This is a genomic window from Pseudomonas sp. IT-P12 (assembly GCF_949767465.1).
In the GTDB taxonomy this organism is placed as follows: domain Bacteria; phylum Pseudomonadota; class Gammaproteobacteria; order Pseudomonadales; family Pseudomonadaceae; genus Aquipseudomonas.
The window spans coordinates 41,247-64,819 of record NZ_CATKPY010000025.1; the positions used below are offsets into that span (position 1 = coordinate 41,247).

Genomic DNA, 23,573 nt, shown 5'->3' on the forward strand with positions numbered 1-23,573 from the left:
GCTGTGTGAAAGGTCTGACGGACGCTTAGCGGGATGACAGGCGGGGGGCCAGCCGGCGGGCCATGAGATGCAGGGTGGGAAACAGCAGCGACCAGAGCAGGCCCAGGCCGATCAGGGTCGGCCATGGCCCATAGGGAAATTGCACGCCGGCCAGTCGCCCTCCGGCGTAATACGACAACGGGCCCGCCACGGCGCCCAGCAGGCTCCCCAGCCACCACGGGCGGGCGGTCCACTGCAGGCAATGACGCAAGGTTGTGGCCAGAAGCGCCCACAACAGCATCAGCCACAGGGGAATCAGCGGCGCGACATCGTTGAATTCGAACACTCCCAGCCAGCGTAATGCACTGTCGACGGCGGTACCCAGCAGGACCACGCTGAGGATCAGGCGGCCTTCATCCGCCCATCGACTGATCCACAGCAGATGAACCACCACGATCCCCAGCGCCACCAATAGCCACAAACTGTTGCCTCCGATCACGCAGGCAAACCAGCCGAGCTGGAACAGCAGGGCATTGGCCAGACGCTCAGGCATCGAAGCGGCCGAGCAGCGGCGCAGGCATCGCCGCAGGTTTGGCCAGCAGCAACTGGGCGGTCCCGATGGTGCGCTCCAGAAAACCACCTTCGCAGTAGCACAGGTAAAACTCCCACAGCCGCAGGAAGCCGTCGTCGTAGCCCAACTCGCTCAGACGCCCCTGGGCACGGCGAAAATTCTCATGCCACAGGCGCAGGGTTCGCGCGTAGTGCAGGCCAAAATCCTCCATGTGCAGCAGGTTCATGTCGGTGTCGCGGCTGACGATTTCCAGCATCTTCTGCACACAGGGCAGGGCTCCGCCGGGGAAAATGTAGCGCTGAATGAAATCCACGTTGTTCCTGGCCTGTTCGTAACGCTGTTCGCGAATGGTGATGGCCTGCAACAGCATCAGGCCGTTGCTCTTGAGCAGGTGCGCGCATTGCTTGAAGTAAACGGGCAGGAACCGATGACCCACGGCTTCGATCATCTCGATCGACACCAGCTTGTCGTATTGCCCGGTGAGGTCGCGATAGTCCTTGAGCAACAGTGTCACCTGGTCCTGCAGCCCCAGCGCCTCGATGCGTCGGGCGGTATAGGCGTACTGCTCTTTGGAGAGTGTGGTGGTGGTGACGTTACAGCCATAATGCTGGGCCGCGTACAGCGCCATGCTGCCCCAGCCGGTGCCGATTTCCAGCAGGTGGTCGCTCGGCTTCAGGTCGAGCTTCTGGCAGATCCGTTCCAGCTTGTTCAACTGCGCCTGTTCCAGGCTGTCCTCGGGGCTGCGAAATTGCGCGGCCGAGTACATCATGGTCGGGTCGAGAAACTGTTCGAACAGGTCATTGCCGAGGTCGTAATGAGCGGCAATGTTTTTTCGCGAGCCCTCGCGGGTATTGCGGTTGAGCCAGTGCAACCCTTGAACCAGCGGCCGGCCCAGCGTGGCCAGGCCACCTTCCAGGGCATCCAGCACCTCAAGGTTGCTGACGAATACCCGGATCACGGCGGTCAGGTCCGGTGAGCTCCAGTAACCATGGATGAAGGCCTCCCCGGCGCCGATCGAGCCGTTGCTCGCCACCAGCCCCCACGCGGCAGGGTCGAGGATCTGGATTTCACCCAGCAAGGAATGGCCGGTGCTGCCGAACACCAGGCGCTCACCGTCCTCGACGATCACCAGTTGCCCATGCTTGAGGTGCGCCAGTTGGCGCAGGACGCAGCGGCGCAGCAGCGAACCGCTCAAACCGTTGAGGGCGAGCAGGTTGGTTTTGGCCGAAATGCTAATGGACTTCATGACGATGATCCTTGGGCGCAACGGTGGCGGTCTGGAAACTGCCATCGGCAGCCTGATGGGAAAAGATCGGTACGCGTTTGAACAGCAGGCGCATCGCTTGCCAATAGATCGCCAGACCGGTTTTCGCGGTCATCCACGGGAAGCGCCTCAAGTAACGGTGCAGGTTGGCGCGGTCCAGCGCTTCGCGTTTGAGGCTGAGCGTGGCGTCGAACAGTTTCAGGTCACCCTGCCAGTCGGCCATGTGCACGCCGAGTTTTCGCGCAACGGGGCTGAAGCTCATGTGGTGCTCAAGATCACGCGGCAGAAAGGGCGACACATGGAAGGACTTCGCCACGGCAAAGTGCTGGTGAAAATCGTGCAGGTGTTCAGGAACCCTGGCCGGCAAGACGTAGTGATAGCGCTCGCGCCAGGGGGTGTTGGTGACCTCGGCGAGGATCGCCGCCAGTTGGCCATCCACTTCATGGCAGTAGAAAAAACTCACCGGGTTGAACGACAAACCCCAGCTACGCGGTTGGGTCAACAGGCAGATCGAACCTTGCGGTGCATGGCCAATTGCCTGGCGGACCTGTTCGCGCACCGCATCGATCAGGCGCATGCCGTTGCCGGTAAAGGCCTTGAGGTAATCGCTTTCACGGAATGAAAAAGGTGAAAAGCGCTGGTTGCCGGCCAGTGGCGACAACCCGAGCACGGCGTCCTGCTCGTCGAGATCGAGGTACAGCAGGCCGATCCGGTAACGGAATTGATGCTGCCGGGGGGCGAATCGCCGATGGCGGATCCAGCCGCTGTAGAGGGCGCTGTTCACAAGGTCTGCCCCAATGAGCTGGCCACGCGCAGGGCACTGACCACGCCATCTTCATGAAAACCGTTGGCCCAGTAGGCCCCGCAATAATAGGTGTGCAGTGCGCCGTTCAGTTCTTCCCAGCGTTGCTGTGCGGCCACCGCTGTCACGCTGTATTGCGGATGGGCGTAGGTGAATCTGTGCAGCACCTTCGATGGGGTGATGCCGGCGCTCTGGTTGAGACTGACGCAGAACGTCGTGTCGCTCTGAATACCCTGGAGAATGTTCATGTTGTAGGTCACGGCGGCCCGGGTATGACCGCTGCCGCCGAGGCGGTAATTCCAGCTCGCCCAGGCCAGTTTCCTCGAAGGCAGCAAACGCGTGTCGGTGTGCAGCACCACTTCGTTGTTGGCGTAGGGCAGGGCACCGAGGATCGACTGCTCGGCGGCACTCGGGGCGGCCAGCAGGTTCAACGCTTCAACGCTGTGGCAGGCGAACACCACCTTGTCGAAATGCGCGCTGCCGGCGGCACTGTGGATCACCACGCCATCGGCGGAGCGCTCGACCCGTGTCACCGGGCAATCGAGGCGTATCCGGTCTTTGAACGAGCGGGTCAAGGGTTCGATGTAGGCGCTTGAACCACCCTCGATCACACACCATTGAGGGCGATTGCTGACCGACAGCAAGCCGTGGTTCTTGAAGAAACGGACAAAGAATTGCAGCGGGAAACCGAGCATGTCGGCCATCGACATGGACCAGATCGCGGCGCCCATCGGCACGATGTAATGCAGGGTAAAGCGCGCGCCGTAGCCGTTGGCGGCCAGGTAATCGCCCAGCTTGGTATGGGCGGCGATCCGGCCTTCGGCAAGGTCGCGTGGGGCTTGCTTGTTGAAGCGCAAAATGTCTCGCAGCATGCCCAGGAACCCGGGCGAGAGCAGGTTGCGGCGTTGCGCGAACAGGCTGTTGAGGGTGTTGCCGTTGTATTCCAGGCCCGTCTCGGGGTCGGTGACCGAGAAGCTCATCTGCGTCGGCTTGAAGCCCACGCCGATCTGGCCCAGCAATCGAATGAAGTTGGGGTAGGTCCAGTCGTTGAACACAATGAAGCCGGTGTCCACGCAGTAGGTCCGGCCATCGACGGATACCTCCACGGTATGGGTATGGCCGCCGAGGCGAGCATCGGCCTCGAACAGGGTGATCTCGTGGTTTCGATTGAGCAGGTAAGCACTGGTCAGCCCCGAGATGCCGCTGCCGATGATGGCGATGTTCATGTCGGATCCTTGATCGGCGGGCTGCTGCGCACCATGCGTTTGCCGATGGCGAATTTCACCCCGTTGGGCATTTTCGACAGGGGCCAGAGCGCTGCCATGAACAGGGCGGGGAACGCGATCTCCAGGGGACGATCCTTGAGCTTGTTGAAGATGTGGCGCGCGGCTTTGCCCACTGGCCAACTGAGCGGCATGGGAAAGTCGTTTTTTGCCGTCAGGGGCGTATCGACGAAACCCGGGCTGACCACGGTGACGTCGATGCCTTCCGGCGCCAGGTCCAGGCGCAGGGACTCGAACAGGTAGCGCAGCCCGGCTTTCGAGGCGCCGTAGGCTTCGGCCCGGGGCAGCGGCAGATAGGTCACTGAACTGGCGACCCCCACCAGGTGAGGCGCGACACCTTTGCGCAACAGAGGCAAGGCCGCTTCGATGCAGTAACTGCTGGCCAGCAGGTTGGTACGCACCACGTGCTCGATGATCGACGCGTCGAACTGGCGAGCGTCGACGTATTCGCAGGTCCCTGCGTTGAGAATCACGGTATCCAGCGTGCCCCAGGCGTCGGCTATCTGCTCGCCGATTTCGCGGACGGTCTGGCTGTTGGTCAGGTCGCCGGGCACCACCAGCACTTGTCCCGGATAGCGTTGCGAGAGGATTTTCAGCGGTGCGACCGAGCGCGCGCTGGCGGCCAGGTGAGCGCCGGTTTTCAGGATCTCTTCGGCCAGCGCGGCGCCAATCCCGCTGCTGGCACCGGTCAACCAATAGCGTCTCGGAGCTGTACGACTCATCCCATTCTCCTTTTCAGCCAGGCAATGGCCCTGCCCAGTACGGGTAAATGCTCATAAAGCAGGGCGCCGGCATCGAAGTAATCCCGGTGCCGATAGACCTTGTCGCGCCAGCGCAGGTGGGAGCAGCCGTCGACGCGAATCAGCCGGCCACCAGCCAGGCGCGGATGGCGATAGCTCATGACCCAGCGCAGGTAGCCTTCGCCCTCGGCGACCTGGTCAAAGCCATGGAAGTCGAAGCGCAGTTCACTGACATTGGCGTAGAGATCATTGAAATAGCGCCGCAAGTCCCCAAGCCCCTGCACGTCATGCAGGGGGTCGGTGAAGTGCACATCGGCGCTGTACAGCTCGTCCAGGCGCTGCAGGTTGTCCTTGTTCAGGTCGGCGAACTGCCGGGCAAAACGCCACAGAAAATCACTCATACCCTTCTCCGGCGTGCTGCCGTGACGGCAGGTTCTTGAACGCGGCCAATGCACGGGCGCGGGAGGCGCCGAGGTCGACGATCGGCGAAGGGTAGTCCGCGACCCCGAACAGGCCGCCGAGGTTGGCCGGGTTGTGCACGTCCTTTCGACCCAGGCCCGCCAGCTCCGGGAGCCAGTGCTTGATGAAGAGGCCTTCGCGGTCGAATTTTTCCGATTGGCTGAGCGGGTTGAATATCCTGAAGTAGGGCGCCGAATCGGTGCCGGTGGACGCACTCCATTGCCAGCCGCCATTGTTCGCTGCGAGGTCGCCATCGATCAGGTGCCGCATGAAAAAACGTTCGCCTTCGCGCCAGTCGATCAGCAGGTTCTTGGTCAGGAACATCGCCACGACCATGCGTAAGCGGTTGTGCATCCAACCGGTTTCCAGCAATTGGCGCATCGCCGCGTCGATGATCGGCAGTCCGGTGCGCGCTTGTTGCCAGGCCAGCAGCTCCTGCGGCGCCTTGCGCCAGGCCAGTGCCTCGGTTTCCGGGCGGAAGGCGCGGTGCCGCGAGACACGCGGATAACCCACCAGAATGTGTTTGTAGAACTCGCGCCACAGCAGCTCGTTGATCCAGGTGACTGCACCGACCTTGCCGCTTTCGAACTCGCCCTGATTACTTTGCAAGGCGGCGTGCAGGCATTGGCGCGGGGAAATGACACCCGCCGCGAGGTAGGCCGAGAGCTGGCTGGTGCCGGGCTTGGCCGGAAAATCACGTTCGCTCTGGTAATAGTCGATCTGCGCATCGGCGAAGGTGTCGAGGCGCCGCTGGGCTTCGCGCTCACCGGCGGGCCACAGGGCGCGCAGGGCCTCGCCGGGTGTCTCGAAACCTTCCACGGCGGCGGGAATGTCATCGCTGTCGATGTTCAGCTTCGATTGCGCCATCGGCGCGGTCACCCGGTTGGGCAGCGAACGGTGCAGGCGCTCGTAGCACACCTTGCGGAACTGACTGAACACTTGAAAGTAGGTGCCGGTTTTGGTCAGCACGGTGCCAGGCTTGAAGAGCAACTGATCGAGATAGCTTTGCAAACCGATGCCGTGACGTTGCAGCAGGTCGGCCACTGCCGCGTCGCGACGACTTTCGTTGATGCCGTATTCCTCGTTGACGTGCACCGTCTGGATGCCCAACTGGCGGCACAGATCGAGCACGACCTGCGGCGCTTCATCCCAGCGAGCGGCCGTGCGGATCAGCAATGGAATGTTGAGTTCGCCAAGGGCCTTGCTCAATTCGCCGAGGTTGCGCAGCCAGAAATCCACCTTGCAAGGCGCGTCGTCATGGGCCAGCCATTGTTCAGGGCTCAGCAGATAGACCGCGACACACGGACCGCGTGCGGCGGCGGCCGAGAGGGCGGTGTTGTCATGTAGGCGCAAGTCACTGCGCAGCCAGATCAGTTGCATGGTGGTGTCTGCGCTCATCTTAGAAAAGCCCACGCTGAACCCATTGCCGATGCGCCGATAACGGGTCTTCGGCCAGGGACAAATCAGCGATCTCGGAGGTTTTTGCGAACAGCTCGGTGTGATGGATGCACACCGTGGGCCCGGCAATCATTTTTGGGCAATTGACGCCATTCAACAGTTTCGGCAACTGCGACAGGTTGATCGCCATGCTGGAGTACAACAGGACGCCTCGGGCTTGCAGGTGATCGACGGCCAGCGCCAATTCGCCTGGCGGCAGCGGCCAGTCGAACACCTCTACCGCACAATCGGCGCTGCTGATCAGCCACGCGGTCAACCACAGGCCCGGTTCCAGGGGCCGGTCCGAATGATTGATCAACAGCAGCGGTGTGCTGCGCAACTGGCGGTTGTTGTGGTAAACCCGCGCGCCGAACTTGCTGCGCAGCCAGGAATGAACGAACACCCGCTCCATCTGCGCGCCGAACTGCCCTTGCCAGCGCTGTTCCAGATCGGCCAGCAACGGCATCAGCAGGTGTTCGCACAGGGTTTGCGGCGGGTACAACGCGATGGCCTGATTGACGGTGTCATCCAGGCTGCGCTCATTCAACTGCATGATTGCCTGCAACAGGGTATTGCGCAGCACCTGCCAGTCGTTCTCCACCGGGACGCTGGTCGCCTGGGGCGTGTCGAGCAAATGCTTGACCTGGCTGACGGCCACGCCGCGATTGAGCCAGGTGAGAATCGTCAGGATGCGTTGCACGTGCTCGGCATTGAACAGCCGATGCCCCTTGGGTGTGCGTTGCGGCACGATCAGGCCATAGCGACGCTCCCAGGCGCGCAGCGTGATGGCGTTGACCCCGGTCTGCCGGGCGACTTCGCGAATCGGCAGCCAGCCTTCGTCGAGGGCTTTTTTGAAGTCGGCGCCGAGGTCTTCGCCGGCACTGCTGTCAATGGCACTTTTCATTAGATGGCGTTTCGCAGGCTGAGTTTTTCCGGGTGCGGTTGCAGGTACACCTGCTGCGCGATGTACGGATCCGGGTGTTGCCGAAAGTAGTGTTTGAGCAGCGTCAACGGCACCACCAGCGGCACGATGCCGTGGCGGTACTGACCGATGACGTGCTGCATTTCCTGCTTGTCCTCAGCGCTGATGACCCGCTTGAGGTAGCCACTGAGGTGTTGCAGCACGTTGCTGTGGGTACGGCGCGTGGCGCATTGCTTCAACGCCGCCATCAACTCGCTGAAATAGCGTGGGCCGAGTTCTTCCGGATCGGTGTGGCCCATGTTGCCCAGCAGATTGCCCAGGGTTTTGTACTGCACAGGGTGATGGGCCATGAGCAGGTATTTGTAGCGCGAGTGGAAATCGATCAGTGCGCGTCGAGTCAGGCCATCCCGTCGCAACTGCTGCCAGTCGCTGTAGGCGAACACGCGGGTGAGGAAGTTTTCCCGCAGCACGGGGTCATTCAGCCGACCCGCTTCTTCCACCGGCAGGTCCGGGTGCCGGGCACAGAACGCCTGGGCATAAATGCCACGGCCGCCACCGTCGACCGGCGCGCCGTTGGCGTGATAGACCTTGACCCGTTCCAGGCCGCACGATGGCGACTTCTGCATGAAGATGTAGCCGCAGATATCGTTCAGCTCAGCGGCCATCTTCTCGCCGTACTCGGCCAGCGGCCGGGTGACGTTCAGGTCGGACTGAGTGGTGCCGACGGCTTCGGGTTGGCCGGCATCGCCCACCAGGCGAATCGGTTGCCGGGGGATGCCGAGCCCGATCGCCACTTCCGGGCAAACCGGCACGAAATCGAAGTACTCGGTGAGGGTGCGGCTGCACAGGTCCGACTGCTTGTGTCCGCCGTTGAAACGGACCTCGGCACCCATCAGGCAGGCACTGATGGCGATTTTTGGTTTCACGGTAGCGTCGGACATCGGAGCACCTCGAATCTAAACCTGTACAGATTGCTAAATCTGTACAACATGACTTCATCATAGATTCAAAGGTGTACAAGTCAAATCATTTGTATAGGTTTTAAAGGGCCATTGTGGGAGCGAGCCTGCTCGCGATGGTCGCAGGATCAACGCGGGTATTCGGACAGCCAGCGTTACTGTTGACGACCGCTCCCACGGAAATCTTTCACAGGGATCTATTTCCAGCCCAGCCGCCAGGCGTCGCTGTCTTTCAGGGTCTGCCAGGCGAGCCGTTGACTGCGCTGGGTCAACACCGCCTGCAACTCGACGTCCAGCACCGTGCCTTCTTCATCGCGGTACAGTTCGGTCACCAGAAAGTGCTTCTCACGGTTTTGCGGATGGGCTGCTGTCCATTTCGACAGCAGCAATTTACGCGGGTTGATGCGGTTCATTGCAGGTGGGCGTGCAAGCGCCGTGCAGCCTCCTGACCACTGAGCCAGGCGCCCTCGACCCGACCTGACAGGCACCAGTCGCCACAGGCGTAGAGACCCAGGTCGGCATCGGCCAGCGTGCCCCATTCATGGCTGCTGGCAGGGCGCGCATACAGCCAGCGGTGCGCCAGACTGAAGGAAGGCGCCGGCATGCTGCTGTGCAGCAGTTCGGCGAATGCACCGTGCAATTGCTCGATCACGGCTTCCTTGGACAGGTCGATGTGTTGCCGGCTCCAGCTGCTTGTCGCGTGCAACACCCAGGTGTCCAGCGCGTTGTCGCGCCCCGGCTTGCTGCGGTTGCGGGCCAGCCAGTCGAGCGGGCTGTCCTGCACGAAGCAGCCTTCCATGGGGGTGTCCAACGGTGTATCGAACGCCAGCGCGACGGCCCAGGTCGGGTCCATTTTGACCCCGGCGGCGGCACCGGCGAGCTTCGGCGCGGAGGCCAGCAGCGCGGTGGCCTGAGGCGCTGGCGTGGCGATGATCACGTGGCTGAACGGGCCGTGGGTGAAGCCCTCGGCGTCCTGCAGATGCCAATGCTCTTCACCGCGATAGACTTCGGTGATGCGGCAGGCAAACTGCACTTGCGAATCACCGAGCAGGCCACGGGTGATAGCGCTCATGTGGGGCGTGCCGACCCAGCGGGTCTGTTCATCCGGCGACAGGTTCAACTGACCGCCGTGGAACGTATAGAGCTGCGGCGTCCACTCGTCGACCCAGCCTTTGCTTTGCCAGCGCTGGACTTCCGTGACAAAGCGACGGTCGCGCGCGGTGAAATACTGCGCCCCCATGTCCAGGGCGCCGGCATCGCTGCGCTTGCTCGACATGCGTCCGCCGCTGCCGCGGCTTTTATCGAAAAGTTGAACGACATGCCCGGCCTCCGTAAGGGCCTGAGCGGCCGAGAGTCCGGCGATGCCGGTGCCGATGATTGCGATAGGTACAGTCATGGGGGCCTCGTTTGCCTTTCTGTACAGACTACGCTGTGGATGAAACCTGTACATAATTATTTTTTGGTATAACTTTTAGCATTATCGTTCTGATAGCTTGGCCTATTGTTAAACACAGAGCCTGTCCGATATCAAAGATTCCCTGCTTATAAAAATAGACTAGTGATCAGGGTAAAACGCCACGCGAGGAAGATGTCATGCACATATTGCTGACCGGCGGTACTGGTTTGATAGGACGTCAACTCTGCCGACACTGGTTGAGTCACGGGCATCGTTTGACCGTCTTGAGCCGTACGCCTGAAAAAGTCGCGAAAATCTGTGGTGCCGGTGTACGCGGTGTCGCGCTGCTCGAAGACCTCGGGCAAGAGCCTGTCGACGCAATCGTCAACCTTGCGGGTGCACCGATTGCCGACCGACCCTGGACATCCCGGCGCAAGGCTTTGCTGTGGAGCAGCCGGATCACCCTGACCGAAACCCTGCTGGCCTGGATGGAACAGCGTGAGCACAAACCGCAGGTGTTGATCTCGGGGTCGGCGATCGGTTGGTACGGCGACGGGGGTGAGCGGGAGTTGACCGAAGACTCGGCACCGGTGATCGACGATTTCGCCAGCCAGTTGTGCATTGCCTGGGAGGAAACCGCGCAGCGTGCCGAAGGGTTGGGAGTGCGGGTGGTGTTCATTCGAACCGGGCTGGTCCTGTCCGCCGAGGGCGGCTTTTTGTCGCGGCTGCTGCTGCCGTTCAAACTGGGGCTGGGCGGGCCTTTGGGCAATGGTCGGCAGTGGATGCCCTGGATCCATATCAAGGATGAAATCGGCCTGATTGATTTTCTTCTGCATCAGAAAAGTGCAAGCGGTCCTTATAATGCCTGCGCGCCCAAACCGGTGCGCAATCGCGAGTTCGCCAAGACGTTGGGCAGCGTGCTGCACCGACCGGCGTTCATGCCGATGCCGGCGCTGGCGTTGAAAGTCGGCCTGGGCGAATTGTCATCGTTGTTGCTGGGCGGCCAGAAGGCCTTGCCGGCTCGCTTGCTGGAAGCGGGCTACACCTTTGAGTTCACTGATCTGCGCGCGGCTCTGGACGACTTGTCCAGCCGCCTTTGAAATAGGAAGTTGCATGACCGATCACGCGTTGCTCCTGGTCAACCTGGGTTCGCCGGCCTCCACCTCGGTGGCGGATGTGCGCAGCTACCTCAATCAATTTCTGATGGACCCCTACGTGATCGACCTGCCATGGCCGGTGCGACGCCTGCTGGTTTCGCTGATCCTGATCAAGCGCCCGGAGCAGTCGGCTCACGCCTACGCCTCGATCTGGTGGGAGGAGGGTTCGCCGCTGGTGGTGCTCAGTCGTCGCTTGCAGCAGGCCATGAGCACCCAGTGGCGTCATGGGCCGGTGGAGCTGGCGATGCGCTACGGCGAACCCTCGATTGAAACGAAACTGGTGCAGCTCGCTGCCCAGGGGCACAAGCGCGTGACCCTCGCGCCGCTTTATCCCCAGTTCGCCGACAGCACGACGACCACGGTGATCGAGGAAGCCAGGCGCGTCGTGCGCGAAAAGAAGCTCGACCTGCAGTTCTCGATCCTCGAGCCGTTTTATGATCAACCCGAATACATCGATGCGCTGGTGGCCAGTGCCACGCCGCACCTGGAGCAGGATTACGATCACCTGCTGTTGAGTTTCCATGGGTTGCCGGAGCGGCACCTCACCAAGCTGGACCCGACCGGTCAGCATTGCCTGAAGAATCAGGATTGCTGCCGCAATGCTTCGCCGCAGGTGTTGGCCACCTGTTATCGCGCGCAATGCCTGCGCACGGCGGCAGCGTTCGCCAAGGGCATGGGCTTGCCGGAGGGCAAGTGGTCCGTGTCGTTCCAATCGCGCCTGGGGCGGGCGAAATGGATCGAACCCTACACCGAGGCCCGCCTGGATGAACTGGCCAAAAGCGGCGTGAAGAAAGTGCTGGTGATGTGCCCGGCGTTTGTTGCCGATTGCATCGAGACCCTGGAAGAGATCGGCGATCGTGGCAAGGAGCAGTTCCGCGAGGCGGGTGGAGAGGAATTAGTGCTGGTGCCGTGCCTCAACGATGATCCGCAGTGGGCGCGGGCGTTGAACACGTTGTGCGAAAGGGCGCCGTTGGCGCTTTAGAGGCTTGCTCGGATCGCTGCCCGCAGCAAGCCCGCTCCCCCATTGGATGTGTGATGCTACAGATCCAGTGTGGGGGCGAGCCTGCTCGCGATAGCGACGTCAGTCACAGCAAATACTTGCAGCCTTACAACAAAGGCTCATCCGCCTTCTTGTTCTTCCAGCCGTCATTGCCCGGCAAAATCAGGTTCAGCCCGATCGCCACCACCGCGCACAGCGCGATGCCTTTGAGGCCAAAGTCGTCCGGGCCGGTGCCGGTGCCGACCAGCACGCCGCCAATCCCGAACACCAGCGTGACTGAGACAATCACCAGGTTGCGCGCCTCGCCCAGGTCGATCTTGTGGCGAATCAGCGTGTTCATGCCCACTGCCGCAATCGAGCCGAACAACAGGCACAGGATTCCGCCCATCACCGGCACCGGGATGCTTTGCAACAACGCGCCGAATTTGCCGATGAACGCCAGGCTGATGGCGAAGATCGCCGCCCAGGTCATGATTTTCGGGTTGTAGTTCTTGGTCAGCATCACCGCGCCGGTCACTTCGGCATAGGTGGTGTTGGGTGGGCCGCCGAACAGACCGGCTGCGGTGGTGGCAATGCCGTCGCCGAACAGCGTGCGGTGCAGGCCGGGTTTCTTCAGGTAGTCGCGACCGGTCACGCTGCCGACGGCAATCACCCCGCCGATGTGCTCGATGGCTGGCGCCAGTGCCACCGGTACGATGAACAGGATCGCCTGCCAGTTGAACTCCGGCGCAGTGAAGGCCGGAATGGCGAACCACGGTGCGGCGGCGATCCTGGCGGTGTCGACCACGCCGAAATAGAACGACATGGCGAAACCCACCAGTACGCCGGAAATGATGGGCACCAGGCGGAAAATGCCCTTGCCGAACACCGCGACGATCAGGGTGGTCAGCAGCGCCGGCATCGAGATCAGCATCGCGGTCTGGTAGTGGATCAGCTCGGTGCCGTCCCCCGCCTTGCCCATCGCCATGTTGGCGGCGATCGGGGCCATGGCCAGGCCGATGGAAATGATCACCGGGCCAATCACCACCGGCGGCAGCAACCGGTCAATAAATCCGGTGCCCTTGATCTTCACGGCCAGGCCGAGGAAGGTGTAGACGAAACCCGCCGCCATCACGCCGCCCATGGTCGCCGCGAGCCCGAACTGGCCCTTGGCGAGAATGATCGGGGTAATGAAGGCGAAGCTCGATGCCAGGAATACCGGCACCTGGCGTCCGGTGACGACCTGAAACAGGATCGTCCCCAGGCCCGCGGTGAACAGCGCCACGTTGGGGTCGAGGCCGGTAATCAGCGGCATCAACACCAGGGCGCCAAACGCCACGAACAGCATCTGGGCGCCGGACAGCACCGTGCGCCAGAGCGGATCGTTGAACTCCTGCTGCATGGTCACGCGTCCTTCTGCTTGGTGCCGAAGATCTTGTCACCGGCATCGCCCAGGCCAGGAATGATGTAGCCATGTTCGTTGAGCTTCTGGTCAATCGAGGCGGTGTAGATGGTCACGTCCGGGTGAGCCTTCTCGACGGCGGCGATGCCTTCGGGCGCCGCGACCAGGACCATGGCGCGGATGTCACGGCAACCGGCCTTTTTCAGCAGGTCGATGGTGGCGACCATGGAGCTGCCGGTGGCGAGCATCGGGTCGATGATCATCGCCAGGCGCTCGTCGATTTCCGGAACCAGTTTTTCCAGGTAGGTGTGGGCCTGCAGCGTCTCCTCGTTGCGGGCCACGCCCACGGCACTGACCTTGGCGCCCGGAATCAGGCTGAGCACGCCTTCGAGCATGCCGATACCGGCGCGCAGGATCGGCACGACGGTGATTTTCTTGCCGGCGATTTTTTCCACCGACACGGTGCCGCACCAACCCGGAATATCGTAGGTTTCCAGCGGCAGGTCCTTGGTGGCTTCATAGGTCAGCAGGGCGCCGACTTCCTGGGCGAGTTCGCGAAAATTCTTGGTGCTGATGTCTGCGCGGCGCATCAGGCCGAGTTTATGACGGATCAGCGGATGGCGGATCTCGAGGATGGGCATGGGAAAGGCTCCGGCGGCGGGCAAAAAAACCGGCCTAGATTAATCTATCCGAGGGTGTTGTCCTATAGACATAGAGTACGTTAGTCCACAAACGCTTGATCTGACCTCGCGGGATGCGTACCTTTGCCCGCTTTTCCTGAACCGCCACCCTTGGAGAGCGCCATGTCCGCTGATCTCGAGCATATCCGTCAAATCATGCGAGAGGCTGACTGCCTGTACACCGAAGCTGAAGTCGAGGCGGCCATCGCCCGCGTGGGGGCGCACATCAACGAGCAACTGGCCGACAGCAACCCGGTGGTGTTCTGTGTGATGAACGGCGGTCTGATTTTCGCCGGCAAGCTGCTCACCCACCTGCAATTCCCGCTGGAAGCGTCCTATCTGCACGCCACCCGCTATCGCAATGAAACCAGCGGCGGCGAGCTGTTCTGGAAAGCCAAGCCGGAAGTGTCGTTCATCGACCGCGATGTGCTGATCATCGACGACATCCTCGACGAAGGTCACACCCTGGGCGCGATCATCGACTTCTGCAAACACGCCGGTGCGCGCAAGGTGCACACCGCCGTGCTGATCGACAAGGACCACGACCGCAAGGCGCGTCCGGACCTGAAAGCCGATTTCGTCGGCCTGCCGTGCATCGACCGCTACATCTTCGGCTACGGCATGGACTACAAGGGCTACTGGCGCAACGCCAACGGGATTTTTGCCGTTAAAGGAATGTAAGCCATGAGCACGCCGCGCTTTCTTGACCAGACCCTGTTCAGCGAACTTGCCGAGAAAGCCAAGGCCAATCCTCGCGGGCGCCAGCACCATAATTTCCATCAGATGGAGGAGCCTTGCCACCGGATGGCGGTGGGTTTGCAACCGGCGACGTACATCCCGCCCCATCGACACCTGGGGCACGACAAGGCGGAAACCCTGCTGGTCCTCAAAGGACGCCTGGGCTTGTTGATCTTCGACGAGTCCGGCGCGGTGGTGCGCAAACAGATCCTTCAGGCGGGTGGCGAGTGCGTGGGGGTGGACCTGCCGCCCGGCGTGTTCCACGGCCTGGTGGTGCTGGAAGCCGACAGCCTGATGTTCGAGTGCAAGGCCGGCCCTTACCGGCCGGTGGGCGAAGGTGAGCTCGCGCCCTGGGCGCCCCGTGAAGGCGAGCCTGGCGTGGCTGAATACCAGGCGTGGATGTGTGAGCAGTTTGTGGAGCGTCTGTAGGAGCGAGCTTGCTCGCGAAGCATGCATGACCAATGCGCGGTACCAGACTGCCAGCGTTATTGTTAATGTCCATCGCGAGCAAGCTCGCTCCTACAAGAGGTCTGTGATGAATCTGTTGATCCGCTGCTGCGCCGCCCTGTTGCTCTCCCTCAGCCTGCCGCTGGCGGCCGCGCCTGCGCCGATGCACGCGCAGTTCCTGCCGCCCGATGACCTGACCCTGAGGGAGGCCGAGCCTGAGCAACAACAGTTGCTGCAGGTCACCGAGTACTCGGTGGTGGTCGGCAGTCAGCGCCAGTCAAACCAGCAGCCGATCCCGGTGACCTCGCCCTTGCTGATTCGCCTGAAGGGCAAGTCCTTGAACAAGGGCGCGACCATCAATCAGGTGCTGGTGAATTTCGACGGCGAAAGCAAAAGCCTGAAAAAGCCGATCTACGACGACAAGAGCAAGACCCTGACGCTGTTCTACCCGTTGGCGCAGTACCGCGTGGTGATCGACCTGTTGCGCAATGAGACGGTGTATTGCCAGTTCCTCAGCTACGCCAACGGCCATGTCTGGGGTGACCTGCACACCGGCGCCGTGCGTTCGCGTTGAGCCGGGCAGCCGGTGAAGGGTAAACTGCCTGCCCCGTGAAATGTCTGCGAGCTGGAGTCGGCAATGCGTAAAGATAAGAAGCAAGTGATTGGTGACGAGATCGGCGACGAGCAGATCAAGTTGTTCCTCGATTTCGAGCCGGTCGACGCCACTTCGCCGTCCCTGCACAAACTGATCAAGGCCTATCGTGGCCTGCGTATCGATGACTTCGAGCGCTTCCTGGTGTTCTTCGTTGCCGCCGGCTTTGATCTGGATGGCAAGGATGCACAGGGCAACGATTTCATTGCGTTGATCAAGGACCAGCGCAACGCCGCCGAATACATCGAGCTGATCAACGCCGCGCGCGGCTGACGGCTTTCAGGCAGCACAAAAAAACGCCCCGCTCTCGATGAGAGCGGGGCGTTTTTCATGGGGTCGAGTCAAGCGAAGCTTGGCGTCTCGCTGCTTTCTTCGACCAGTTCCAGCGCGATGTTGTTCTGCGCATTGATCTTGCGGTACAGCGCGGCATCGGTTTCCAGCTGTTTTTCACGGGCCGGGAAGATTTCCGCCAGTTTGGTGGCCCATTCGCCGGACGCTTTGCCCGGGAAACATTTCTCGATCAGTTCCAGCATGATCGAAACGGTCACCGAGGCACCAGGCGAAGCGCCGAGCAGTGCAGCCAGGGAACCGTCTCTGGCCGCGACCAGTTCGGTACCGAATTGCAGGATGCCGCCCTTTTTCGGGTCCTTCTTGATGATCTGGACCCGTTGGCCAGCCACTTCCAGACGCCAGTCCTCGGCTTTGGCCTGAGGGTAGAAGCGGCGCAGGGACTCCAGGCGCTGCTCCATCGATTGCATCACTTCGCTGACCAGGTACTTGGTCAGGTCCATGTTGTTCTTCGCCACGGCAAGCATCGGGCCGATGTTGCCGGCGCGAACCGACAGCGGCAGGTCCATGAAGGAGCCGTGCTTGAGGAACTTGGTGGTGAAACCGGCATAAGGTCCGAACAGCAGGGACTTCTTGCCATCGACCACACGGGTGTCCAGGTGCGGCACGGACATGGGCGGCGAACCCACGGCGGCCTGGCTGTACACCTTGGCCTGGTGGTGCTTGACCACTTCCGGGTTGTCGCAACGCAGCCACTGGCCGCTGATCGGGAAGCCGCCGAAGCCTTTACTTTCCTCGATGCCCGAGGCCTGCAGCAACGGCAACGCCGCGCCGCCCGCGCCGAGGAACACGAACTTGGCGTCGACTTCACGGGTGTTGCCGCTGTTGACGTCCTTGATGCTGACGGTCCAGCCGCCGTTGTTGCGCTTCAGGCCGGTCACGCGCTTGCAGTACTTGACCTGGGCATCGGGCGCGCTGGTCAGGTGCTTGAGCAACTGGTTGGTCAGGGCGCCGAAGTTGACGTCGGTGCCATTGATGACGCGGGTCGCGGCGAGCACTTCATCAGCCGGACGGCCTGGCATCATCAGCGGCATCCACTCGGCCATTTTGGCCTTGTCCTCGGTGTACTCCATGTCGGCGAAGGCGTGATGCTTGCTCAGCACCTTGAAGCGTTCCTTGAGGAACGATACGCCACTGTCGCCTTGAACGAAGCTCAGGTGCGGCACTGGACTGATGAAGGATTTGCACGAACCGAAGGTGCCTTTTTTGGTCAGGTAGGACCAGAACTGCTTCGACACCTCGAACTGGGTGTTGATGTGCACGGCTTTCTTGATGTCGACGACGCCGTCGGCGCCCTGGGGCGTGTAGTTGAGCTCACACAGCCCGGCGTGACCGGTACCGGCGTTGTTCCACGGGTTGGAACTCTCCGCGGCACCGGAATCCATCAGCTCGACGACTTCCAGCTTGATCGCGGGGTCGAGCTCTTTGAGCAGCACGGCCAGGGTGGCGCTCATGATGCCGGCCCCTACCAGTACTACGTCGACTGCTTCGTTATGCGCCATTTAACGCGTCTCCAAAATCTGCAGCACCAAATTGACGGCATGGCTGCCAGGCGTTCCGGGGCGTATCTGTGTTGCCCCAGGTACCCATGGCAGGATCGCCATGTCCGAATCTTCGCAATTTTTCGCAACTTCGACGGACGCTGCCTGCCGGGCTCGATCAGAGTCACATGAACTCATTTCAGCGGGCGGCTGGCAATTCGACTTATGGTCGAGACCTCCGTTCGTGCAACCAAATCCGTAGCGGACAGGCTTCAGGCTCCGGTGTTCGAGGTGTACTCGGTCCTGTGTCGTCGGGCTGTTTCAGACGCTAATGGTGCATATTCAGACGCAAAACTATTCATTTGCTCGCCACACTCTTGTGAAGTTGTGAAAACCCGTTTTTTTCACGCTCTTTTGAAGACGTGAACCTCAAAAAGGGCTGTCCCTGCCTGGCACCGTGCCCGGATGGATGGCCGCCATGGGGTGCATGACGGGCAAAACGGGCAAACAGCTCAGTGACCGAGCGTAACGACAGCTCTGCAGATTCGCGAAAAGAGGGGGTTGCTCAAGGAACAGCAAGCGCGCCAGCTTCACTCGATCTGTGTGGGCGGCTCTCTGTGGGGCGGTGCGGGGTGCCAAAACCGAAGCATTGGCGATGCTGCGAGGCCCGATCAGGAGACGTCCTTATAATCGGGGGGAGATTGTATCTAAGAAACGCAGGGAAATGGACGTGTTTAATGACTTTTATTAGGCGTCTGGTCAGGTTGCCAGCAGTTGCTGGGCCCTGGCGCGGGGTCGACGCGGGCTGACACGGGCGCTGGCGGGCAGGGGGTGATGCAGCCAGTTGAGGCGGATTTCCTCGATTTCGACCCAGCCTTCGCCCATGGGCTGCAAGCTGCATTGCTTGAATGCCTGGCAGTGACCGTTGTGATCGAGCAGCGCGAAGCAACGGTGCAACGGTCGAGGTGCAAACAACGAGATCAGGTAGCGCATGGCCGGTTACCTTGAGGGGTGATGGCTGTGGAGGTTGTCAAAAAAGCGTGACGGGCAAGTGTACGGAGGGTGAAATCTGTGTGACAGGCGTGGAATCCGAAGGTCTTGTCGGACTAATCCTTGATTGTTGCGCTGGTTCGCCGCACAGGCGCACCGCTATACTGCCGGCCTGTCTGTGCCTGATTCTGGAGAGAAGAGCATGTTGCAACGCTTGTTGTTCGGTTTGATCACTGTGACCAGCTTGACGCTGGTTGGCTGCGCCCACAGCCCGCAACAACTCAATCCGGAGCCGAAGCTGACGACTCAGCTGGCACCGGTCGGCCATGGCCAGCCTGTGGTGGTGCGCGTGGTGGACGGTCGTCCTTCACCGACCCTGGGCACCCGTGGCGGTCTGTATCCCGAGACCAGCGCGATCACCGTGCAGGGCGCGCAGATCCTGCCGAAGTTGCAGGCCCAGGCCGAAGCGGCCGTGCGTCTGCTGGGCTTCACCCCGACGTCCAATGCCCTGAATGCCCCGCAACTGACCGTCACCCTGGCCGAGCTGAAGTATCAGTCGCCCAAGGAAGGCATGTACGTGACCGAGGCCACTATCGGCGCGACGTTCCGCTCCGATGTGCAGAACGCCAACCGTCGCTACAGCGGTCGTTACGGCGCTTCCCTGGACCAGCGTTTCGGCATGGCGCCGAACCAGGAAACCAACACCAAGCTGGTCAGCGATGTGTTGAGCGATGCGCTGACGCGTCTGTTCAAGGACCCGACCGTAGGTCAGATCCTCGGCGAATGATGCGAGCCCCTGCAGGAGCGAGCAATCTCGCTGCTGCAGGGTAACGTTGGGTTCAGGCCGCTTCTGAATAGAAATCCAGCACACTCACGCCCGTCAGCAAGTCTGCTTCAGGCAGATCCGCATGTTGATGGCCACCCAGCGCGCAGTACACCAGCCAATGTCGATCCTGTACGTTGAAGGCGAGGCTGCCGACCAACGTTTGTTGTTCGTCGCTTTGGGCTATCAGGTAGAGGCGGTCCTGGTTTTCGGCGTGGAGCATGACAATGTCCGTGTCGGTTTTGGTGGGGCGAGAGACTGGCGTATTCAGATGACGAAGCCGTGACGCAGGACAGGAATCTGCCAAATGGTGGGTTATTTATCGCAAAACGGCGGGCAGCCCGGGTGTCTTTCGGTAGAATCCGCGCCGCAGTCGTCGGTTCGGCTGCCACACCCGTTATGTCCGAGGTTCGTGATGTCGCTGCATTTGATGACGCTGTTTACTGCCCATCCCGCCAAATTGATCAACTTGCTGGCCTTGCTGTTCGCCTTCCCGGGCAGCTGGTTGTTGCACGCCACGCGTCGCCGCGAACTGCGCGCCCAGGCCAGTCTCGCCGCGCAGCGCCAGACTCGCCCGAGCGACGAGCCAACCGTCGATTGGGCCACCTTGCGCATGAACCGGTTTTTCTATCGTTTCGGCTTTGCCTGCCTGGGGCTCGCGCTGCTGGTATCGTGGATCAGCACGCGCGTCTGAGCATTCCCAAACACCAATGGGAGCGAGCAGGCTCGCTCCCACAGGTTTGTAACCAGGCAAGACGCATCTAAAGCGGCAACCCAGCCTTCACCCGGTACTGATTACGAACCGGCGTGGCGTATTGCAGCACCAGGTACGGACGATGCGCTTCAGGGCAGGCGTCCAGGCGCTGTTGCCATTCTTCCTCGGCCTTGGCCAGTTCATCGGCGGCAAACACCTGGGCGGCGGTCGGCACCTGCAACTGCGGATCGGCGTCCTGCCACTGCGCGTAAGCCAGGTAGTGCACCGGGAACAGGCGATAGCCTCCCAGAATCTGCTTGTCCATTTCGATCGCCAACTGCTTGGTGTCTTCGAACAGTTCGGTGATCGGCGCGGCGAAGTTCACATGGACCCGGCCCTTGTAGCCGGTGATGCCCTTGGCAATGCTCACATCGTCTTCGCCCGGCGCCTTGGTGTAGCTGCCAGTGGTGGCGCGGATGTAGAGCTCGCGGGCCTTGGCCTGGTCGCACGGGTCGTATTCGTAACTGATCGACACCGGGGTGAGGTTCAGCGAGCGGATGACCTCGCCGAACGGCTCGTCCTTGCGGCTCATGTGGAACATCTTGAGGATCGCCGACTCGGTGCGGTCATCGCCGTCCTTGGCCCGGCCTTCGGCCTGGGCGATCCAGATCGAGGCGCAATCGTTGCGGATCGAGTGGTTGATGTAGGCGGACAGCAGCTGGTAGGCCGCCATTTTTTCCCGGCGCCCGGTGATCGAACGGTGCACGATGAAACTCTTGTTCAGGCGCATCAGGTCGCTGACGAAGGGTTTCTGCAACAAGTTGTCGCCGATCGCGATACGCGGTGTCGGCAGGCCGGCGTGGTACACCGCATAGTTGACGAAGGCCGGGTCCATCACGATGTCGCGGTGGTTGGCGATGAACAGGTAGGCACTGCCGGACTTGAACTGCTCGACACCCGTGTAGGTCACCCCGTCCGTGGCGCGGTCGATGGTGTGGTCGACGTAATACTCGACCTTGTCCTGCAGCGTGGCCACGGAATTGACGCCGGCGAACTCACGACGCAAGCGATGCGCTATAAGAGGTTTGAGCATCCAGCCGAAGGCACCGGCGAAACGCGGAAAGCGGAAGTGGGTGAGGATATCTAGAAACGCCTTGTCGCTGAGCAACCGTGCCAGCACCGCTGGTACTTCGCTATCGTCGTAAGGTCGGATGGCATCGAATTCGCCCATCATGCTCTCTTGTTGGAAACGGCTAGGGTAAGTAAAGGTTTTGATCGAAAACCGACAGGGCACGGTCTGAAAAGGTAGCCAGACACCAATAGCCCTGCAAATAGACCGGCGATTATACGCACAAGTCACCCGGGAGACCGCGATGCTGGAAACCGAGCGCTACGAATGTCCGTATTGTGGGGAGGAAGCCGAGGCGGTGCTGGATTTGTCCGGCGGCGATCAGACCTATATCGAAGACTGTCCGGTGTGTTGCCGGCCCATCACGTTTGTGCTGCAGACGGACGGGCAGGAATGGTTGCTTGAAGTTCACAGCGAAAATGAATGAAAGGGGCGCTCCATGCAGCGGATCTATGAACCGGAAAACCTGATGGAAGGCGAGTTGCTGCAAGGCATGCTGGCCAGCGAAGGCATCGAGGCGCATCTGGCCGGGCGGGATTTGCTCGGTGGCAGCGGTGAGTTGCCCATTTTCGGCCTGCTGGGCTTGTCGGTGGAGGACGACCAGGCGGACAACGCCCGGGCGTTGATCACGGCGTACAATGCCGCATTGCCGCTGCCCGGCGATGAACCGGAAAGTTTTCCCGGCACGCTGGTCTGTTAGGCTGGCGGTCGTTTTATCAAGAGTCGTGCAGCCCCATGTGTGGACGTTATGCCCTGTTTCGCTGGAATCCCGCCTTCGCGGCCCTGCCTGGCTTCCCCGCCGACCAGCAGGCCCAGTGGAATATCTCCCCCAACGATTCGGTGCTGATGCTGCGTGCCGGTGCCGACGGTCAGCGTGAGTTGGCCCAGGCGCGCTGGGGATTGACGCCGCCATGGCTGACCGACCTGTCCCGCACCCCGGCCCATGCCCGGGCCGAAACCGTGGCCGAACAACCGATGTTTCGTCAGGCCTTGCGCGAACGTCGCTGCCTGCTGCCGGCCAACGGTTTTTACGAATGGCGCGGTACCACGCGCAAGCGCCCCTACTGGCTGACGCCGGGAGAAGGTTCGTCGTTGTTCTTTGCAGCCGTCTGGGAAGCCTACCCCGTGCAGGAACAGGTCTGGTTGAGCACGGCCGTGATCACGCAGCCGGCGGCGAGTCAGCGACGGCCGTTGATTCTCGATGCAGCGGGGCAGAAGGCCTGGCTCGATCCCGAGACACCCCTGCATGTGTTGCAGGGGTTGCTGGCCGGGGAGCCGGTGGCCCTGCGCGAGCGGGCGCTGGCCAACCTGGTGAATGATCCGAAGTTGAACGGGCCGGAGTGTCTCACCCCCGGCTGATCGGCTGTTTCGGGCGTTCCGACGATGGGGTCCTTGGATCAAACCTTGAACTGATTGATCAACCGCCGCTGTTGCTCCGCCAGTTTGGTCAGGCCCGCGCTGGCGGCGCTCGATTCATCGGCGCCGCCCGCCACTTCATTGGCCACCTGGCCAATGTTGATCACGTTGCGATTGATGTCATCGGCCACCGCGCTCTGTTCCTCGGCCGCACTGGCAATCTGGGTATTCATGTCGTTGATCACCGAGACCGCCCGGGTGATGTCATCCAGCGCCTGGGCCGCCTTGGCAGCGTGTTGCACGCTTTCATCGGTGCGGTTCTGGCTGTCCTCCATCACCCGCACCACGTCACGCGTGCCTTGTTGCAGTTGCTGGATCATGGTCTGGATTTCTTCGGTGGCTTGCTGGGTTTTCTGCGCCAGGTTGCGCACTTCATCGGCCACTACTGCAAAACCACGGCCCTGTTCGCCGGCGCGGGCCGCTTCGATGGCTGCGTTCAACGCCAGCAGGTTGGTCTGTTCGGCAATGCCGCGAATGGCGGTCAAAATGGCGTTGATGTTCTCGCTGTCCTTGGCCAGGGTTTGCACCACGTTGACTGCCTTGCCGATTTCCACCGCCAGGGCGCCGATCGAGTTCGACGTGTCCTGGACGATCTGCTTGCCCTGGGCTGCCGACTGGTCGGCATGGCTGGCCGCCTGCGCCGCCTGGGTGGCATTGCGCGCCACGTCCTGGGCGGTGGCGGTCATTTCATGCACGGCGGTAGCGACCTGATCGATTTCGACCATTTGTTTCTGCACGCCGATGTTGGTGCGGATGGCGATGTCGGCGGTGTGCTCCGACGAGTCGCTGACGCTCTGCACCGAACTCACGACCTGGGTGATCATC

29 protein-coding genes are annotated in these 23,573 nt (G+C 61.5%); 11 read left to right on the forward strand and 18 right to left on the reverse strand.

The features are described 5' to 3' along the window. Positions 1–25: 25 nt before the first annotated feature. The 11 genes from ACM6IM_RS23630 to ACM6IM_RS23680 all read right to left on the reverse strand — a co-directional run bounded on the left by ACM6IM_RS23630 (position 26) and on the right by ACM6IM_RS23680 (position 9,812). Positions 26–532 carry a DUF2878 domain-containing protein gene (locus ACM6IM_RS23630; protein ID WP_414866457.1) on the reverse strand — a complete coding sequence of 169 codons (507 nt, stop codon included), beginning with the start codon at positions 530–532 and terminating at the stop codon, positions 26–28. Next, positions 525–1,796, reverse strand: coding sequence for a class I SAM-dependent methyltransferase (locus ACM6IM_RS23635; protein ID WP_414866458.1), 1,272 nt, complete (start codon positions 1,794–1,796; stop codon positions 525–527). The genes ACM6IM_RS23630 and ACM6IM_RS23635 overlap by 8 nt, the downstream gene beginning before the upstream one ends. Further along, the gene (locus ACM6IM_RS23640; RefSeq protein ID WP_201194406.1) at positions 1,783–2,598 is read right to left on the reverse strand and encodes a DUF1365 family protein; all 816 of its coding nucleotides are present in this window, start codon (positions 2,596–2,598) and stop codon (positions 1,783–1,785) included. The genes ACM6IM_RS23635 and ACM6IM_RS23640 overlap by 14 nt, the downstream gene beginning before the upstream one ends. Then, the gene (locus tag ACM6IM_RS23645; protein WP_414866459.1) at positions 2,595–3,842 is read right to left on the reverse strand and encodes an NAD(P)/FAD-dependent oxidoreductase; all 1,248 of its coding nucleotides are present in this window, start codon (positions 3,840–3,842) and stop codon (positions 2,595–2,597) included. Before ACM6IM_RS23645 ends, ACM6IM_RS23640 begins: the two co-directional genes overlap by 4 nt. Next, positions 3,839–4,621, reverse strand: coding sequence for an SDR family NAD(P)-dependent oxidoreductase (locus ACM6IM_RS23650; RefSeq protein ID WP_414866460.1), 783 nt, complete (start codon positions 4,619–4,621; stop codon positions 3,839–3,841). Before ACM6IM_RS23650 ends, ACM6IM_RS23645 begins: the two co-directional genes overlap by 4 nt. Continuing rightward, on the reverse strand, positions 4,618–5,040 hold the full coding sequence (locus tag ACM6IM_RS23655; RefSeq protein ID WP_414866461.1) for a nuclear transport factor 2 family protein: 423 nt from the start codon (positions 5,038–5,040) through the stop codon (positions 4,618–4,620). The genes ACM6IM_RS23650 and ACM6IM_RS23655 overlap by 4 nt, the downstream gene beginning before the upstream one ends. After that, on the reverse strand, positions 5,033–6,478 hold the full coding sequence (phrB, locus tag ACM6IM_RS23660) for a deoxyribodipyrimidine photo-lyase (RefSeq protein ID WP_414866607.1): 1,446 nt from the start codon (positions 6,476–6,478) through the stop codon (positions 5,033–5,035). Before phrB ends, ACM6IM_RS23655 begins: the two co-directional genes overlap by 8 nt. 19 nt (positions 6,479–6,497) lie before the next feature. Beyond that, on the reverse strand, positions 6,498–7,439 hold the full coding sequence (locus tag ACM6IM_RS23665; protein ID WP_414866462.1) for a MerR family transcriptional regulator: 942 nt from the start codon (positions 7,437–7,439) through the stop codon (positions 6,498–6,500). After that, complete coding sequence (locus ACM6IM_RS23670) at positions 7,439–8,398, reverse strand: YbgA family protein (protein ID WP_414866463.1); 960 nt, start codon at positions 8,396–8,398, stop codon at positions 7,439–7,441. The genes ACM6IM_RS23665 and ACM6IM_RS23670 overlap by 1 nt, the downstream gene beginning before the upstream one ends. A gap of 215 nt (positions 8,399–8,613) precedes the next feature. Then, positions 8,614–8,829, reverse strand: coding sequence for a TIGR02450 family Trp-rich protein (locus ACM6IM_RS23675; RefSeq protein WP_192304999.1), 216 nt, complete (start codon positions 8,827–8,829; stop codon positions 8,614–8,616). Beyond that, positions 8,826–9,812: an NAD(P)/FAD-dependent oxidoreductase gene (locus ACM6IM_RS23680; protein WP_192305001.1), complete on the reverse strand. Its 987-nt coding sequence runs from the start codon at positions 9,810–9,812 to the stop codon at positions 8,826–8,828. Before ACM6IM_RS23680 ends, ACM6IM_RS23675 begins: the two co-directional genes overlap by 4 nt. 197 nt (positions 9,813–10,009) lie before the next feature. Between ACM6IM_RS23680 and ACM6IM_RS23685 the strand changes: the two genes are divergently transcribed. Then, complete coding sequence (locus ACM6IM_RS23685) at positions 10,010–10,912, forward strand: TIGR01777 family oxidoreductase (protein WP_414866464.1); 903 nt, start codon at positions 10,010–10,012, stop codon at positions 10,910–10,912. A gap of 13 nt (positions 10,913–10,925) precedes the next feature. Beyond that, positions 10,926–11,951 carry a ferrochelatase gene (hemH, locus tag ACM6IM_RS23690; protein ID WP_201194385.1) on the forward strand — a complete coding sequence of 342 codons (1,026 nt, stop codon included), beginning with the start codon at positions 10,926–10,928 and terminating at the stop codon, positions 11,949–11,951. Between the two features lie 124 nt (positions 11,952–12,075). Here hemH and ACM6IM_RS23695 read toward each other — a convergent pair whose 3' ends face one another. Both ACM6IM_RS23695 and upp read right to left on the reverse strand, forming a co-directional pair. Then, positions 12,076–13,350, reverse strand: a complete 1,275-nt coding sequence (locus ACM6IM_RS23695) for a uracil-xanthine permease family protein (RefSeq protein ID WP_201194383.1) — start codon at positions 13,348–13,350, stop codon at positions 12,076–12,078. A gap of 2 nt (positions 13,351–13,352) precedes the next feature. Continuing rightward, a complete protein-coding gene (upp, locus tag ACM6IM_RS23700; protein WP_192305009.1) occupies positions 13,353–13,991 on the reverse strand; it encodes a uracil phosphoribosyltransferase in 639 nt (212 codons plus the stop codon). 162 nt (positions 13,992–14,153) lie between these two features. Between upp and ACM6IM_RS23705 the strand changes: the two genes are divergently transcribed. From ACM6IM_RS23705 to ACM6IM_RS23720, 4 genes are all read left to right on the forward strand, one after another. Beyond that, on the forward strand, positions 14,154–14,711 hold the full coding sequence (locus tag ACM6IM_RS23705; protein WP_201194381.1) for a hypoxanthine-guanine phosphoribosyltransferase: 558 nt from the start codon (positions 14,154–14,156) through the stop codon (positions 14,709–14,711). A gap of 3 nt (positions 14,712–14,714) precedes the next feature. Further along, positions 14,715–15,197 carry a WbuC family cupin fold metalloprotein gene (locus ACM6IM_RS23710; protein ID WP_414866465.1) on the forward strand — a complete coding sequence of 161 codons (483 nt, stop codon included), beginning with the start codon at positions 14,715–14,717 and terminating at the stop codon, positions 15,195–15,197. A 106-nt stretch (positions 15,198–15,303) separates the two neighbouring features. Further along, entirely contained in the window at positions 15,304–15,789 is a 486-nt protein-coding gene (locus ACM6IM_RS23715; protein ID WP_414866466.1) for a hypothetical protein, read from the forward strand. Positions 15,790–15,852: 63 nt separating this feature from the next. Continuing rightward, the gene (locus tag ACM6IM_RS23720; protein ID WP_201194378.1) at positions 15,853–16,140 is read left to right on the forward strand and encodes a PA4642 family protein; all 288 of its coding nucleotides are present in this window, start codon (positions 15,853–15,855) and stop codon (positions 16,138–16,140) included. A gap of 68 nt (positions 16,141–16,208) precedes the next feature. On the opposite strand, the gene mqo is transcribed toward ACM6IM_RS23720, so the two are convergent. Together mqo and ACM6IM_RS23730 are read right to left on the reverse strand one after the other, a co-directional pair. Next, positions 16,209–17,717, reverse strand: a complete 1,509-nt coding sequence (gene mqo / locus ACM6IM_RS23725) for a malate dehydrogenase (quinone) (protein WP_192305017.1) — start codon at positions 17,715–17,717, stop codon at positions 16,209–16,211. Positions 17,718–18,455: 738 nt separating this feature from the next. Further along, the gene (locus ACM6IM_RS23730; protein WP_201194376.1) at positions 18,456–18,689 is read right to left on the reverse strand and encodes a hypothetical protein; all 234 of its coding nucleotides are present in this window, start codon (positions 18,687–18,689) and stop codon (positions 18,456–18,458) included. 199 nt (positions 18,690–18,888) lie between these two features. On the opposite strand from ACM6IM_RS23730, the gene ACM6IM_RS23735 reads away from it, so the two are divergent. Next, positions 18,889–19,473, forward strand: coding sequence for a YajG family lipoprotein (locus ACM6IM_RS23735; RefSeq protein ID WP_192305021.1), 585 nt, complete (start codon positions 18,889–18,891; stop codon positions 19,471–19,473). Positions 19,474–19,525: 52 nt separating this feature from the next. Here ACM6IM_RS23735 and ACM6IM_RS23740 read toward each other — a convergent pair whose 3' ends face one another. Beyond that, complete coding sequence (locus tag ACM6IM_RS23740) at positions 19,526–19,732, reverse strand: hypothetical protein (RefSeq protein WP_030129737.1); 207 nt, start codon at positions 19,730–19,732, stop codon at positions 19,526–19,528. A 192-nt stretch (positions 19,733–19,924) separates the two neighbouring features. On the opposite strand from ACM6IM_RS23740, the gene ACM6IM_RS23745 reads away from it, so the two are divergent. Then, positions 19,925–20,203, forward strand: coding sequence for a hypothetical protein (locus tag ACM6IM_RS23745; protein WP_192305025.1), 279 nt, complete (start codon positions 19,925–19,927; stop codon positions 20,201–20,203). 67 nt (positions 20,204–20,270) lie between these two features. Here the strand turns inward: ACM6IM_RS23745 and ACM6IM_RS23750 are convergent, their stop codons facing one another. Next, positions 20,271–21,434, reverse strand: a complete 1,164-nt coding sequence (locus tag ACM6IM_RS23750; protein WP_414866467.1) for a 1-acyl-sn-glycerol-3-phosphate acyltransferase — start codon at positions 21,432–21,434, stop codon at positions 20,271–20,273. A gap of 142 nt (positions 21,435–21,576) precedes the next feature. Here ACM6IM_RS23750 and ACM6IM_RS23755 point away from each other — a divergent pair, with 142 nt between their 5' ends. Genes ACM6IM_RS23755 through ACM6IM_RS23765 form a run of 3 tightly spaced genes read left to right on the forward strand, consistent with a single transcriptional unit; the run spans position 21,577 to position 22,691 of the window. Beyond that, positions 21,577–21,759 (forward strand): CPXCG motif-containing cysteine-rich protein, encoded by a 183-nt coding sequence (locus tag ACM6IM_RS23755; RefSeq protein ID WP_008153387.1) that lies wholly within the window; start codon positions 21,577–21,579, stop codon positions 21,757–21,759. Between the two features lie 12 nt (positions 21,760–21,771). After that, positions 21,772–22,032 (forward strand): putative signal transducing protein, encoded by a 261-nt coding sequence (locus ACM6IM_RS23760; protein WP_201194367.1) that lies wholly within the window; start codon positions 21,772–21,774, stop codon positions 22,030–22,032. 35 nt (positions 22,033–22,067) lie between these two features. Then, positions 22,068–22,691: an SOS response-associated peptidase gene (locus ACM6IM_RS23765; protein ID WP_414866468.1), complete on the forward strand. Its 624-nt coding sequence runs from the start codon at positions 22,068–22,070 to the stop codon at positions 22,689–22,691. A 38-nt stretch (positions 22,692–22,729) separates the two neighbouring features. On the opposite strand, the gene ACM6IM_RS23770 is transcribed toward ACM6IM_RS23765, so the two are convergent. Continuing rightward, positions 22,730–23,572, reverse strand: a complete 843-nt coding sequence (locus ACM6IM_RS23770) for a methyl-accepting chemotaxis protein (protein WP_412548006.1) — start codon at positions 23,570–23,572, stop codon at positions 22,730–22,732. Between the last annotated feature and the right edge of the window lies 1 nt (position 23,573).